The following is a 14,588-nucleotide window of genomic DNA, read 5'->3' on the forward strand; positions in this document are numbered from 1 at the left end:
AACGTAGGGCGCTTCGACAGAACTTGAACCCGATTCGATCTGACCAGCACTCGGGCCGGAGCTCGGAATAACGGAACATGACGTTGCAAATGAGCAAAGGGCTACCGCCGATGCGGCCAAAAGTCGTCTATAGGACTGCATTCACTTTTACTCTTCGCAATGGCTGCAACACTCCCCTGAGGAGCGCCAGCATCAGTAAACTACCGAGCAATCTTGTTCAACTGCGAATCCGGATATGAAACAGATTTGCAGAGGTATTTCCTTGTAAAAGGATTGGCTTAACAATTTCTTCTAAAGTGGAATCTGGGAAAGAATCGCAGGGGGTATCTCCCACTCTGCTTCACTGAGATCCACGTGCTTCCTCAACGGAAAAGCGTCAAAAAGACCAGTGGAATCATAGCTGAGAGATTCCCAGTTTTCGTCAAGAAAGCGAATCACATTCTCCCAATCCGTGTGGTGATCGAGCGGCTGAAGATAGCTTAAAACGGTGTCGCGGTCGGCGCCGCTGTAAAAGTCCTTCATCCGGTGATCGATCGGCTGGCTGCCATCGATCGCGAGCGATCCGGACTCGCCGCCATAGGTCGCAAACCAAGCACATGGTATACCGTAGGTCTCGGCAATCACGAGACCATGCAAACTTGTGGACAGGATCCGCCGACAGGCAAGAATTTCCTCCGTTTTCGATCGGAGCCCGTCAATAGTCGCTGGTGTGTACGTGTTGATGATATGCACGCGCTCCGCCAGGTGCGGCGGAATTTGGTACCGCGCAATCGCCGCTTTTACCAGCGCGTTGGCATTTGGTGCTTCGAGTTCGGATATGTGGACGATTACGCCGAGATCCCATTTCTTCACGTTTGGATCCGGAAAGATTTTGGGTAGGAACCAGACGGGATCACCGTAGGCTTCTGGTACGACAATACCCTTTGCGCGGAGCGCTGCGGCGGTTCTGCGGCCGCGCACCGCGTGGACGACAAGTTCGGTGTCATCTGGAATCTGGTAACCGACAAGGCCGCCCGTGCGATCGCGCTGCATGTCAAATCCGGTACCCCAGAGATGCACCTTGCCGAAATGCAGGGCATGTCCGATCGTACCGACAGCAGCCAGGCGCTCCTTCTTGGCACTGAAAGGTGCTCTGAGAATTGGCAGCCGAGACATGGCTGCAACGACGACTGCACTCAAGGCATCGCCGAGATTTGCGTCGTAATGCGTGTCCGTTGTCCAGACCCAGGTGAACCTGAGCGAGCGCGGACGGCCGAGCCTTGGCCGTGTCACAGCTCCGCTGGCGGGATTTTTTTCACGGCTGAGAAACCGCTTTGCGGCACTGAGTGGCATGGAGCTCTCGCTTACCGAAAGTGGGAAATGACGCGTTTAAAAAGCGAGGAACCGACGTTCGTCGATGGCTCCGGCTTTGGCGGGATCATCCGGCTCAATGAGGGATGATCGAACGCACTTCCTGTCGGCCCTTTACTCAGAGGCGCGACCTGAAGCGGAAACGCTTCAATGAGTGCATCTTCATCAAGCGTCTTCGGGAACCAGACGCTGTCGATCGCACGGATCAACTCACCCCAGTCCGTAGGCTTGGAACGGGGCTGATACCAGACATCCAAAGCCGTTTGACCGAGCCCCCTGTAGAGATCGTTGAAACGCAGATCGATCACATCCGGCTCAGAAAAATCGATTTTTCCAAGCCCAGCACGGGACGCCCGCGGGGAGAAATACAGACAGGGAATACCGTAAGATTCGGCGAAAACCATGCCGTGCAAGCTGGTCGACACGATACGCTTGCAGGACAGAATATCGTCGAGGCGCTCGCGAAGCGCGGCTGTGGTGGGAGCGGTTACGGTATTGATCAGCTTGACGGATGTCTCGTCCGCCCCGGACAACCGATAGCGAAGATACTCGCTCTTCGGCGTAGCGACGTAGTTGCGGTCAGCAAGTTCTGAAAGGTGCAGGATGACACCCAGTTCAAAGCGCTTTTCCTTCGGCGCCTCGTGAAAGCGCGGCAGCAGCCACAGCGGATCTCCGTAGATAGCCGGGCCGGCCTGATCGAGTCCGAAGACCTCGCGCGTGAAGGGGCCCCGCGTCGCATAGGTCGTTATGGTCGTATCCTGCGGGCGAGAATAAGGAACCTTTTCCTTCGGTGCGTCGTGTGGGTTGAGATGGGGAGACGTACCAGTACCCCAGAAGGAGACATCGCCTCCCCTGAACATGTGACCTATCGTTCCGACGGCTGCCAGGCGAGTCTCTCGGGATTTCGCAGCGACGTGTTTTACAGGCAGCCCCGATAGAAACGATACGATGACCGGCGACAGGGCGTCACCGAGATTGAAATAAGACTGTTTGGCCGATTGCCCCACCCAAGACAGAGGAATGGTGCCGGTCGAGGCCACAACCTCCTTCAAACTGTTTGACATCTCGTCCCATTCTCGTGTTGGAAATATACGTCTAGGTCTTGCGCCAGGGTGGCGCAATCGGTCTTATCACTAGGCCTTAAAGCAAAACGCCACCGTTTTTCAATCGCCCCGCTGCCGTCACGTGCATAAACATTGCGGCACCAATCTGACAAGAGTATCAGAAGAGCCAGATGTTCAAGCTGCAGATGCCACCAGTTCCGATCGAAACCAGCCAGGTACTGTTCGATCTCTCACGGTTGTTGCGCAGCCGGAACAGGGCGTTTGCAACCGGTGTCGATCGCATCGATCTGGAGATCGCGCTCGATCTTGCGGCTCGGTTTAAAACGTCATGTTATTTTCTCTATGCCGGAGCAGCTGGCGTAACTATCTTGCGCCACGAGACTGGAATGTCCTTGCTTCGCGCCCTCGACGCGCGGTGGAACGGTAAGCAAAGCCCTAACGAACGCGCTCGAAGTACCCAGTCGTACACAGCCGAGATTGCATATGGGTCGGTCACGAGACGTGACCAGAGAACGGTTGTCACCTCCGACACGACCTATGTCGTTGCATCGCATTCGGGACTTGGAAAAATTAAGGGGGGGATCGGTCGACTCGATCCCCTGAAGGCGATGAAGAGGGTCATCTACATTCATGACATCATCCCTTTGGAGATGCCGGAGTATCAACGTCCGGAAACTCGCCCGGCTTTCGAAAATTATCTGGGCGAGTTAATGGATGCGCCGGTGACCATAGCATCGAACTCGCACGACACCGATACGCGCTTTCGCCAACTGGCCGGGACAAAGGGGTGGACGGTCGAGAGGTTTATCGTCCTTAAACCGGCGCTGATCCCAACCACCGCTGCGCGGCTCCCGATCCGCACCGAAATCGAGACCTTTATCTCTCGCCAACGTTCACTTTTTACCGTCATCGGTACGATTGAACCGCGAAAAAACCATCTTTTGCTTCTGAACCTATGGCGGCAGATGCTGGAGCAGCAAGAAGACGCGCCGCATCTCTGCATCATCGGTAAAAGAGGCTGGGAGAACGAGAACGTCTTGGATATGCTGGACAGGTGCGTGGCGATCAAAGGTAGCGTCACCGAATTCGGCGACCTTTCGGATGGAGAAGTGCAAGCCGTGATGAAAGCATCGACTGCGCTGCTGTTTCCGTCCTTTGTAGAAGGTCTTGGTATCCCGCTTCTGGAAGCTGCAGCCCTTGATCTGCCCTGCATCGTTTCCGATATTCCCGTTTTTCGCGAGATCGCTCCGACAGGTACGGTGTTTCTTGATCCGCTCGATGGTCCAGGTTGGAAGCGCGAGATCATTTCGCGGTCGCTCCCTCCTGCCCACGACATAACGAGACAGGTCGGATAGATGTCAGTCGTTTTTGAAAACGTCTACAAAACATTGAAGCAGAAAAACAAGAAAACGAAAGTTTTCGAAGCTGCCGATGTGACGTTCAGCCCCGACAGGATCACTGGCATCCTGTCGCCCAGCGGCGCCGGCAAAACCACGGCGACCGATCTCACCACCGGTAAACTGCGGCCAGATTTCGGGCGCGTCAAACGCAGTTCGCTGGTTTCCTTTCCCGTCGGTGGTGGCGGTGTGTTCAACAATCTTCTCACGGGCCGCGAAAACCTTGCGTTCCTCTGCCGGGTCTTCGGGTTCGACCCGCGCCCGATCATCCAGTTCGTTGTCGATTTCGCCGATCTTGGTAAGACGATTGACAAGTCGTTCAAGCTCTACAGCAGGGACGAGCGTACCAAGTTCATCTTTGCCTCCAGTTACGCCATCCCCTTCGACACCTATGTGGTGGACGACTCGCTGATTGGTGGGCGCGGACCGTTTCGCGATCAGTGCACGAGCCTTGTCAGAGAAAGAATGGAGACGTCCGGCTTCATCATCTACACCTCCTCTCCGACGGTCATTCGCAAATATTGCAACGAGTTTTACGTCATAGACAGAATGAGTATCCAGCAGACAGATACTGCCGATGAAGCGATCGCTCTACTCGGTGAAGCGACGTTGCGCGATGGAGACGGGACTAGCGAAGACGCCACTGGAGGTGAAATCCAGTTGGTCAATCCAGGGTAGCCTTGAGGAGATCAGTGATGCGCCGGGCTCAGCGGTTGCAAATTTTGGCTCGATCCCGCAATTAAGGTCGACGACAACAACTCGGGCTACAAACGTCTCCGATACGTGCAAAACAGCGAAAGTCCAGCAAGAGATATCATGACCAACAGACGCATTATGATTGACGGCTACAACCTTGCTCTGGAAAGAGGCACGGGTGTTGCCACGTATTCGCGCAATCTTAGCCTGGAACTGTCGAAGCTCGGACACAAGATTGATCTGCTCTACGGCCTGCGGACGTCAACCGGTACGAACCCTCTGCTTAACGAAGTAAACTTCTTCGATCCGGTGACGAAATCGCCGAAGATCATGGACGTGGCAAAAACGCTCCTTCGATCACCGATGGGATTGAAGGCTCGCGAAGTACCCATCACCGGCAAGGTCATTGCGAGGCACCCGACGAGGATATTGCCCCCGTACGACCGCATCTTCAACTACCAGCACCTCTTCACCGTCGCTCGTTGGCATTTCAAGGTCTACGGCAAGTTCATGGAGACCTCGTATGAGCGTCCCGCTGAAATTGCCCACTGGACTTACCCGCTTCCCATCCGCCTGAAGCACGCCCAGAACATCTACACTATCCACGATCTGGTCCCGCTGCGCCTTCCCTACACAACACTCGACAACAAGAAGGAATATTTCCGCGTTGCGCGCGATATCGCCCGTGACGCCGATCATATCGTGACGGTATCCGAAGCGTCCAAGCGCGATATTGTCGATCTTCTTGGCGTACCCGAGGAGAAGGTTACGAACACCTATCAATCGGTCAGCTTGCCGAGTGCAATTCTGGAACGGCCATTCGACGAAGTGGCGACAGAAGTCGAAGCGATCTTTGGTCTCGAACCCAAGAAATATTTCCTGTTCTTTGGCGCAATTGAACCGAAGAAGAATGTTGGCAGGATTATCGAAGCCTATCTCGCGAGTCAGTCAAGATATCCGCTGGTCGTGGTAGGGCAGTTGACGTGGAAGGATGCCAACGATCTGCGTCTCCTCGGCGTTTCCGGACAAAGCGGCGGTAAAAAAACCGTCGATCCGTCGATCAGCGCTGTTTCACGAGCCCAGCAGATTATCCGTCTAGAATATCTGCCGCTCAACATGCTCGCCTCGATCATAAGGTGCGCGCGCACCGTCGTGTTTCCTTCGCTTTACGAGGGTTTCGGCCTGCCTATCCTCGAGGCGATGCAGCTTGGCACAGGCGTGATTACAGGGACGGAAGGATCGAACCCGGAAGTATCGGGCGACAGCGCCTATCTCGTCGACCCATATGACGTCGGGGCGATCGCACGGGCGATCCGTGACATGCAGAACGATGACGACATGGTTGCGCATTACGAGGCAGCGGGGCGAGAACGCGCCAAGCTGTTTTCGCCAGAGCGTTACTCAGAACGACTAACTGAGCTTTACAAGAAGCTAAAATGAGCCGCATATTCAAAATAACTGAGGCTATAGGCCTAAGGAAAAGGGGATTAGACATCAGCGAAATTGCCTCAAATGCTGAGCCGTCCCGCAACGACGACCTGCTCGGACAGGCTCGCGATCTCGCAGCGCAGTCTCCCGATGCGCCGTCCTCTGCACTTCTGCTGGAACTTTGCGCGGCTATTGAAGCAGGTCCGCGCGACATTGCGGAGATTAGACGAGAGATTTTTCGAGATGCCGTGAAGGGCATCGCCAACGTCATTCGTAACGGACAGCTGCCCGCGGAACTACCTTTAGCTAAAATGGTACCCGGCGGATACGGTTCACCCGAATTGCTGGCTCAGGAGATCGAAAAAGCGAACGCGACCAAGCCGATCACTATTGGCGAATTACGAAGCATTCGCGGAAAGGTGAAGGCGGCTGAGGAAGCAAGCGAGGCCATCGACGATCTTGCCAAGCGCATCTACTATGCCAAGATCTTCGACACGAACCCCTCGACCGAAGATATCCTGCCGCCGGGCTCGCCGTCTCGGTCGCTAGACCTAATGTCCATGATCATTCAGAGAGTGCTCCCGAATGGCTGGTGGACATTGGGTAGCAACGGCGAAAACCTCAGTGATCCTTCGATCGCGAAGGTCGGCACTTGGGCTGGTGACGAACCGAAGCCTGAGTCGGCTCCTACCCCTGCCCTGGCTTTGCTGAGTGCGTTTATCCTCAGCCTCATCGAGACGGCAAAGAAAGACGCCTGATGTTTCAACGCACCCGCCGCCGTAGCAGTGGGTGCGTTACGCGGTGCGATCACGCGCGCTTTTTCGCGGCTCGGTTGATCTCCTTGACGTCATGCTGGAAAATCAGGTTGTTTAAGACCGGATGTTCCCAAATGGTCGTTCCGGCCGCGGGTATGATCGGGTCATAGTCAACCGGGAAGGCGTCGATGAGCGCCTGTTCATCGAGGCGCCTCGGTTGCCATGCCTCGTCAATGGACTTCGTCAAGTCATGCCAGTCTGTCTGCTCGCCATGCGGCTGCGTATAAACCGGCAGACTGGAAAGACCCAGACCGCGGTAAAGATCGACAATGCGAAGGTCGAGGACCTCGTCCGAGTGCAGATCTCGCACACCCAGGCCGCTCTCTGCGCCGGTCGACGGGAAATGGAGGCAGGGTATGCCGTAGCTTTCCGCAAACACCATTCCATGAAGGCTTGTGGAGACAATGCGCTCACATGCTAGGATCTCGTCGATCTTGCCGCGTATGCCCTGGATGTCGATCGCGCTCACGGTATTGATGATGCGGATGTCGTCCCGCATTTCTAGGGGGATCTGATAACGGAGAAGCTCGGCCCGCAAATGCGCCTCCGGATCGCGATCGGAGAGCTCCGAAAGGTGAACGATCACCCCAAGCTTCCACTTCTTCTCGACTGTCGGATTGTAGAAACGTGGTAGCAACCATACAGGATCGCCGTAGACCCCGACAGTTCCCTCTCCGCGGCCGGTCAAAATGCTTTCGGACACGGGGCCGCGCGTGGCAGTCACCGTAAAGCTGGAATCGGGCGTGATCTCAAACTCGCGGCGCTCCGCCGCGGGCGCAGAAGGATTTGTCCATCTCGAAGATCCGGTGCCCCAGAAAAACACCTCACCGCCGGAAAAGCCGTGGCCGATGGTCCCGACGCAACCCATCCGAAGCGCTTGGGTTTTCGTTGGAAGGCGCTGTACATCTTGACCGGACATGAGAGCGACCATGACCGGGCTCAGCGCGTCACCGATGTTGAGGTAGTCCATTGCCATTGTGGAACCAGCCCACGCGAGCGGCACATAGCCGCTCGTACGGGCGAACTGGGCAAGCGCATTTGTCTTCATAGATACCTACTAATTAGGAGATTGCATGCCCTTGGGTGCAATCGTTGTTACCAGCCCGAACCATCGCCCACGGCCTATGCTCTATGCCGGTCAGCCTGGACAGGCGTTGCCCTTACAATACTGTGACGTGGCTTGGAAAGCCTAGCAGCGCGGCGCTCCGTCTGCCTCAGCCGCCGCCGCTCTTCGCGCTCCCCGATCGTTGTTATCCATTTGTCCATTGACCTTGCAAGAGCGGCGTCCTCTTTTGCCTGCTGCCGATGCGCGACCGCAAGCACCCTGATGGCGAGCAAGATACCTGCGGTCGTCAAAAGAACGACTGCGCCGATTGTAGATATAAAGATCATCGCGATACTCATGTCGAGCATATGTGTTGCCGCAGTCGGCTATGCAACATAGCGGCCGGTATCGACTCCGTGATCAGGCCGGCACGCCACGCTGCTCAACGCCAGTAGATGTCATTGGCAAGTCCGTTGATCGATTTGATATAGTCCATCTTTGGGGCAGCCGGCGATGCGTTGGTGTAGTCCTCGCATAGCGTCATGTACCACACATGTCTTTCGCCAGAGCTCGGGTCGGTCACTAGACGGCTGTAGACGTTCGGTTCAGAAGAAACACCCGACACCTGTAAGTTGGCGTTATATCTAACAGCCGCCAATTCTGGCCTGCTGCATCGACCCGCCGAGACAAGCCTTTGTGCCAGGTCCGCAGCGGACTTCTGAGACCGCGGATGAACCCAGTCCTCACGAGCCCACTTTTCCCAGCGAGAGAGACCAAATTCCCTTGTCCAGTAAGTCTGCTCGACTTGCATTGCCTTCCCGGGTCCCTTGCCATCCTCGCCGCTACGCGAGTAGTGGCTTGAGACAATCGACAACAGACGACGGTCTGACTTGTAGGTGAAATCATCAACAGCCCAGGTGGTGAGGCCGCGATTGTAGCGCGTTGCGCAGGCTACCGGCAGTTCGGAAGGCTGACCGTTGTGAAGCTTGCTTGGAAACACGCCATATCCGCTTTCGCCTCTCGCCGGAACAGTTGCCGGTGCGATCACCCATCCTCGGAAAAAGCGGCGCGACGTACCGCCGCTATCGGCGCACTGGTCCGATTCAAATGTCGACAAGGCAACGGGGCTATAGCTTCCCATCAGGAAACCATACCCTTTGTCGTACCACTGGATGGAAAGTCCATTGTCTTCGACACCTTCGACATCGTCAACCGATTGGGGGCCCGCGCACCCCGCCTTGAAAGTAGAGCTCGTGATGCGCGTATTTGCCCCGATGGTGACGGGTATGTTTACCTTGGTGACGGCGCCGCCGGCGCACTTGGATCTTGGTCCAGAGAAGTTCTGCAGGATATAGGTAGGCTGTTCACCAGGCTTGATGTTGCGCCGACTGCTGCAGTCCGGCGAGCCAGGGATCTTACCCATCGCAACGGAGCCATCCGACTGCGTGCACACGTCCATTGTCATGAAGTCCGAGATGGGCCCTGAGCCTTCGGCCGCCTGAAGCGCCTGTGGCGACAATGAGACGAGTGCTGCGGCAACTCCGCCCAAAACGTTGGAACGGGAAAAGCAGGACCGACGCAAGGCGCCATGCGAGCGAGTATACATCATCAATCTTTCTGAGCTCCGGCGCGATTGCGGCACTGTCAGCATTCTCAATAACTAAGGCGACAATGCGGTAATGCGTCTGCTATTCTTCCGAAAGAAAAGCAGTCTCTTTCCCCGAGTTTTGGATGGTTTCCCTCTCCACACTTTCCGTTCTGGTTGTCATCGGTGCAGTCGTCCTGTTTACGGTTGCCGGGATCGGCTTTCATCGGAAGGTGCAGGAACAGGAACGTCAGCGTGCCGAGTATCGTAGGCGCGCCGAGGTGAAACTGCGTGCTAACGCCCTAAAGTTGAAATGGCGGTCAATACTCAGACCCCTGGGGATGAAGGGTATTGCACTGGAACCTTATCGGACCATGAAGTCGGTTGACCACCGGCGCCGGATCAATCTGCACGCCGATCTGGATAGTGGCCCAAGGCAGTAGGATTGATTTGCAAGCACGGTTTCACTTCAAGAAAACCCGGCAGTCTACAAGAGGGTGATAACCGAAACTGTATAGCCACGAGTTTCGTAGACACCCTCGGTTTAGGTTGTCTTCTGCTTCTCGGACTCGACGAGCGAAAGCATCCCGTTCCTGACGTGCTTGCGTTTGGGGTTGTAGAACATTCAAATGTAGTCGAACACGTCCTGACGGGCTTCGTCACGCGAGAGATAGATCCTGCGGCGTATGCGTTCACGCGCTAGAAGGTTGAGGAGCTTTCGGCGACCGCGGTGTCGTGGCAGTTTCCACGACGGCTCATTGTGAACCAGATTGTGGCGCTTCAAGAACGAGGCCCAGTCCATGCTGGTGAACTGCGACCCTTAATCCGAATAGACCAGAACCTAATCCTTTGGCTTGCTCGCCAAACCGCTATCAGCAAGGCTTGCAGCACGAAATCAGCGGACTGACGGCTTTGCATTGCCCAGCCAATCACCCGGCGGGAATTGAGATCGATGACGACAGCAAGGTCGGCTAAGCCCTCGCAGGTCTGGACATAGGTGATGTCCGTGACCAGGCTTTGTCCGCAGCCTCGACGTCGAACCGCCGGCCGAGCGTATTGTCGACCACGACTGAAGGGCGACCCCCGTATTTGCCGGGACGACTCGAGTAACCGTTCTCGGCCTTAATCCCGGCAAGCGCCCCCGAGCGAAAGTTGACCTGCGTCAATTGAGGGGGAAACTACGGAGCGTCTGGGAGCAACCTCTTAAGGCTGCACTCATATCTTCTTCATCAACGCAAGAAGAGAGGGCATCATGAGTGTAGCCAAGCTCCAGTACAGGGACCGTTTCGGTGACGACGTAAAGAAAATCTCGCGCACGGCGTTGTCCGCCTCAAGTTCTAGCGATGCTGCGCTCCCATCAGCGAAATACACACGCTGGTTTCATGGCGAAGCGGGCGAGCCGGAACCGATGGCAACCTCAGCCAAAAAGTTTCGACGGCTCGCCGCAGACATGGTTCTTTCAGAAGTCATCGCTGTCACGAAGGAGAACCTGTCGATCCTCGGCGACGATGCCAATCACCTCTTCGCTTCTTCGCTTCCGACAGGGCACCGGATGCGCAAGGCAATTCGTGCGTCGATTCTGCAGTCTATCCCGCATCTTGGAGCCTGCAAGTTCGGGGAAGTCGTGACCGAGCACGGCCCCAACGCCATCGCCGTCACGCAGATGTTCATCGCGAATTTCGACGGCGAGATCAACACGTCCGCAGGCGGCACAGATCTTTACAAGCCGCGAAGCCAGGACTTCGACCAGATGTTCTTCGGCCTCCACGTACTCCTCGACCGCAATGGCAATTTTCTCGGCTTCAATCACCGGCTCGGCGAAAATGGTCTGGCCTTCCAGACCAAGAATATCTCCACTGCCCTCTACAATGTCGCATCGACAAGTACCGGATTGTCGCTTGAGGCTCTCCGGGAAAGAGCTGCCATCAATCGGGTTGTAAACCGGTAACCGAGAGCGTTTCCCAGCGAGAGTAAATCATCCTGCCGGCGCAGGATTTCGGACAGGCAAGGCGAAGGGCATATCTGTGGGTACGTCAAAGCCGATCGGCTTTGAGCCTGGCGAAAGGCTGCCCGGCCCATCGGGTTGGCTGGATCGGGAGGCCTGAGCGCCCGGCCGACTTGACCGTCGGATGTGGCTACGACGGGCGCCGACCGGGCAACCATCTGCAATCGTTCGAGCCAACAGAATGCTTCAATCTTGCCAGGAAACGCTCTAGGGCTTCTCTCTTTCCCGATGACCCATCTGCGTGGCGACGAGCTTTGCCACCAGGTGCACGAGGTTCTTGGCTTCGAACCGACCCTTCAGCTTGTCGATGCGATGCTCGATCGTCCTTGGCGAGAGGTGAAGGTCTTCGGCGATTTCCTTGGTCGTCTGCCCCTCGATCAGCAGCTGGATGATGTTGTCATCCGTCATGTCGGTCTTTGCTTCTTTCGACGGCGGAATAAAGAACCGCCCTTCGACCAGACTGATACACCAGTTCGGCCTTCCCTCCCACTTTTGAGGAAGCAGCAGTCGCTCGTAGCCGATCCTGACCCCGAGAACCTTCGTTCTGACAAGCTCAAGCGTCGGGCGCCCGACCTGCAGACAGCGGGAATAGGTTGGGATGATGGCCTCATCGACGAAGCCTCGATCGAGATCCCGAAGGTTGGCATCGGGAAATTGCAGCCTCAATTGACCAAGCAAATGGCTCTTGAACCCAAAGTCCCTCACCCGCCGAAACCGCCAGTCATACGGGTCTTCGTCTCCCGTTGCGACAACGGACAGCGCCATCTTGATGGAGAGGCTGGAGACGAAGCTAGAATACACGCTTTCCGGGTCTGCCATCTCGCTCGACCGCAGCCAAACATCGATAAGGCTTTGAGAGATTGTATTGAATGAACTCATTAATGCGACACAAGAACCAATTTCTTCCTGTTCGCATATGCAACTCTCAAGGGTTTCAAAAGAATTACATTCGTCTAAAATAAACTACGTCGTCAGTTATGGAAAACGCGGCAGACCACAGGATCTGAGGACCATACGCGGCCAGGCGCTTCTCGGTCACTTGTTGGAGGGTTTGCACGAAACGTGATGCATGGCTGGGGCGCCAGGATTCGAACCTGGGATGCCGGTACCAAAAACCGGAGCCTTACCGCTTGGCGACGCCCCAACAGGTCGGGGGCAAATCATTGCTGGCCCGGACCGGAAGTGGCCTTGCTCTAGCAAAGCTTTGCCGCCCTCTCAACGGCAAATTTCGGGATTGTCACGAATTAACGCGGGGTTTCGGGTTTACGCGCGTTGATCGGGTGTTAAACCTCGGGGAGATGACAACAAGCGCCCTTGGCGGCAGGACAGTTTTTGAGCATGCCGGAAGACCTTGATTTCGATCTGACCTTTTCGCCCTCCTATGGCGTGCCCGTGACGATCGCGGCAGGGGTGCAGCGGTTGACGGTGAACAATCCCTCGCCGTTTACCTTTCATGGCACCAACAGCTATATCGTCGGGACATCGTCGGTGGCCGTGATTGATCCGGGGCCGGAGGACGAGGCGCATTTTGAAGCCTTGATGGCGGCGCTTGAGGGGCGGCATGTCAGCCATATCTTTGTCAGCCATACGCATCGCGACCACTCGCCGCTGGCACGGCGGCTGAAGGCGGCGACCGGGGCGTTGACGGTGGCGCAGGGGCCGCACCGGGCGTCCCGTTCCCTGCACGCGGGCGAGATCAATCCGCTCGCTGAAAGTGCTGATACCGATTTCGTGCCCGATATCGCGGCCGGTGATGGTGAGAGGATCGAGGGCGACGGGTGGGCGCTGACCGTCCTCCATACACCCGGCCATACCGCCAACCACTGCGCCTTCGCGCTGGAAAATTCCGGCATCCTGTTTTCTGCCGACCACGTGATGGCCTGGGCGACGACGATCGTTGCGCCGCCGGATGGATCCATGGCGGATTTCATGGCGTCGGTTGAAAAGCTTCTGGCCCGCGGGGACGAAGACCGGATTTTCTTTCCCGGACATGGCGGACCGGTGACCGAGCCCGCCTCTTTTCTGCGCGGCCTGCGGACGCACCGGCGGATGCGCGAGCGTGCGGTGCTGGAGCGGATCCGCGCCGGCGACCGGTTGATCCCGGACATGGTGACGGCGATCTATGCGCGCACGGATCCGCGTCTGCATGGTGCGGCCGCCCTTTCGGTGCTGGCGCATCTGGAAGACCTGATCGGCAAGGGACAGGTTGCGACGGACGGACCGCCATCGCTTTCAGGCATCTATACGCTGGCTTGACGGGCGCTTAGCCGCCGGTGATGCCGAGCAGTTCGGTATCGAGACGATCGAGGAAATCCTGGGCAATCTCAGCCCCGAGGCCGAGATCATGCGGGCCGAAGCGCGAGACGACGCGCAGATCGACGGAGGTCGTCTCGGCATCTTCACGCAACCGGATCACGATATCGAAGCGCAGGCCGAGCACCAGCGTGCGGGTCTCGCCCTGAAGCAGCACATCGCCGGCGGTGCCGATCGTCGGCTCGAGCGTGAGTTCAGGCCGGCGCAGCGGCACCGGCGCCACATCCGGCACCGGCGCCTGCTCGTCGCGGGGCGCTGCACGGGTGAGGATGTCGGGCTCCACCAGCTCCAGCCCCTCTGTCTTGACGATGCCGATCCGGGCGGACCGTAGCGCCTTCTGGACGCCTTCGTAGACGCGGTCGACGGCCCCTTCGTAACGTCGTCCGGTGAGGCGCGGATAGGCGGCAAACTGCGCGCCGCGCTCAGTGGGCGTGACCATCGGCGGGCGCTGCGGCAGGAAGCGCTGGTCGGCTGTCGGTTCGAAGACGAAGGCAGGCGGATCGGCGATATCGGTGGAGATGTCGTAAAGCGGCGGCAGCGTGAGATAGGACACGGTTCCCATCACCACGACGGCAAGCGGGACGGCTGCAAACACCAGCCCGTGGGCAGCAGCAACGCCTCCTCTTGCACCGACACTCCAGAGCCGCGCGAGACCCAGCAGCGACAGCGGTACCGAGGCAGCCGCTATGGCTGCGGAACACAGAACAAGTGCCACGAAATCCGGCTCGTTCAGCGGCCCGAACCGATGCGCGACGGCTGAAAACACGAATAGAAGAAAAGCGCAGAAGCCGAGCCTGCGCCCGAAATAGGCGGCGCGGGAAACGGGCCGGACAAAGCGGACGGTCATTGTGTGAAAGCGGCTCCATGCAAAGTCTCGTTCTTTCTGTAGA

At 57.1% G+C, this 14,588-nt stretch carries 12 protein-coding genes, 1 tRNA gene and 1 pseudogene; 6 read left to right on the plus strand and 8 right to left on the minus strand.

Features of this window, described 5'->3' with window-relative positions; genetic code table 11:
• Positions 1-291 precede the first annotated feature (291 nt).
• Together IFT59_RS11705 and IFT59_RS11710 are read right to left on the minus strand one after the other, a co-directional pair.
• Entirely contained in the window at positions 292-1,332 is a 1,041-nt protein-coding gene (locus IFT59_RS11705; RefSeq protein WP_192086898.1) for a polysaccharide pyruvyl transferase family protein, read from the minus strand.
• Positions 1,333-1,343: 11 nt separating this feature from the next.
• The gene (locus tag IFT59_RS11710) at positions 1,344-2,414 is read right to left on the minus strand and encodes a polysaccharide pyruvyl transferase family protein (protein WP_192086899.1); all 1,071 of its coding nucleotides are present in this window, start codon (positions 2,412-2,414) and stop codon (positions 1,344-1,346) included.
• 170 nt (positions 2,415-2,584) lie between these two features.
• Here IFT59_RS11710 and IFT59_RS11715 point away from each other — a divergent pair, with 170 nt between their 5' ends.
• From IFT59_RS11715 to IFT59_RS11730, 4 genes are all read left to right on the plus strand, one after another.
• Positions 2,585-3,769: a glycosyltransferase gene (locus IFT59_RS11715; protein WP_192086900.1), complete on the plus strand. Its 1,185-nt coding sequence runs from the start codon at positions 2,585-2,587 to the stop codon at positions 3,767-3,769.
• Positions 3,770-4,489 (plus strand): hypothetical protein, encoded by a 720-nt coding sequence (locus IFT59_RS11720; RefSeq protein ID WP_062453573.1) that lies wholly within the window; start codon positions 3,770-3,772, stop codon positions 4,487-4,489.
• Between the two features lie 105 nt (positions 4,490-4,594).
• Positions 4,595-5,947 (plus strand): glycosyltransferase family 4 protein, encoded by a 1,353-nt coding sequence (locus IFT59_RS11725; RefSeq protein WP_342366087.1) that lies wholly within the window; start codon positions 4,595-4,597, stop codon positions 5,945-5,947.
• Positions 5,944-6,693, plus strand: coding sequence for a hypothetical protein (locus IFT59_RS11730; protein WP_192086901.1), 750 nt, complete (start codon positions 5,944-5,946; stop codon positions 6,691-6,693). Before IFT59_RS11725 ends, IFT59_RS11730 begins: the two co-directional genes overlap by 4 nt.
• Positions 6,694-6,742: 49 nt before the next feature.
• Here IFT59_RS11730 and IFT59_RS11735 read toward each other — a convergent pair whose 3' ends face one another.
• The 3 genes and pseudogenes from IFT59_RS11735 to IFT59_RS11745 all read right to left on the minus strand — a co-directional run.
• Entirely contained in the window at positions 6,743-7,798 is a 1,056-nt protein-coding gene (locus IFT59_RS11735; protein ID WP_249407531.1) for a polysaccharide pyruvyl transferase family protein, read from the minus strand.
• Positions 7,799-8,237: 439 nt separating this feature from the next.
• A complete protein-coding gene (locus tag IFT59_RS11740; RefSeq protein WP_192086902.1) occupies positions 8,238-9,404 on the minus strand; it encodes a hypothetical protein in 1,167 nt (388 codons plus the stop codon).
• Positions 9,405-9,924: 520 nt separating this feature from the next.
• A pseudogene (locus IFT59_RS11745) lies at positions 9,925-10,516 on the minus strand (IS3 family transposase); the annotation flags it as partial.
• Positions 10,517-10,632: 116 nt separating this feature from the next.
• On the opposite strand from IFT59_RS11745, the gene IFT59_RS11750 reads away from it, so the two are divergent.
• Entirely contained in the window at positions 10,633-11,328 is a 696-nt protein-coding gene (locus tag IFT59_RS11750; RefSeq protein ID WP_192086903.1) for a DUF6656 family protein, read from the plus strand.
• Between the two features lie 264 nt (positions 11,329-11,592).
• Here the strand turns inward: IFT59_RS11750 and IFT59_RS11755 are convergent, their stop codons facing one another.
• Together IFT59_RS11755 and IFT59_RS11760 are read right to left on the minus strand one after the other, a co-directional pair.
• A complete protein-coding gene (locus IFT59_RS11755; RefSeq protein ID WP_192086904.1) occupies positions 11,593-12,204 on the minus strand; it encodes a helix-turn-helix domain-containing protein in 612 nt (203 codons plus the stop codon).
• Between the two features lie 251 nt (positions 12,205-12,455).
• A tRNA-Gln gene (locus IFT59_RS11760) sits at positions 12,456-12,529 on the minus strand.
• 194 nt (positions 12,530-12,723) lie between these two features.
• On the opposite strand from IFT59_RS11760, the gene IFT59_RS11765 reads away from it, so the two are divergent.
• Complete coding sequence (locus IFT59_RS11765) at positions 12,724-13,641, plus strand: MBL fold metallo-hydrolase (protein ID WP_192086905.1); 918 nt, start codon at positions 12,724-12,726, stop codon at positions 13,639-13,641.
• A gap of 7 nt (positions 13,642-13,648) precedes the next feature.
• On the opposite strand, the gene IFT59_RS11770 is transcribed toward IFT59_RS11765, so the two are convergent.
• A complete protein-coding gene (locus IFT59_RS11770; RefSeq protein ID WP_192086906.1) occupies positions 13,649-14,545 on the minus strand; it encodes a DUF1499 domain-containing protein in 897 nt (298 codons plus the stop codon).
• Between the last annotated feature and the right edge of the window lie 43 nt (positions 14,546-14,588).

The organism is Rhizobium sp. CFBP 8752, from assembly GCF_014842035.1.
Taxonomy (GTDB): Bacteria; Pseudomonadota; Alphaproteobacteria; order Rhizobiales; family Rhizobiaceae; genus Neorhizobium; species Neorhizobium soli.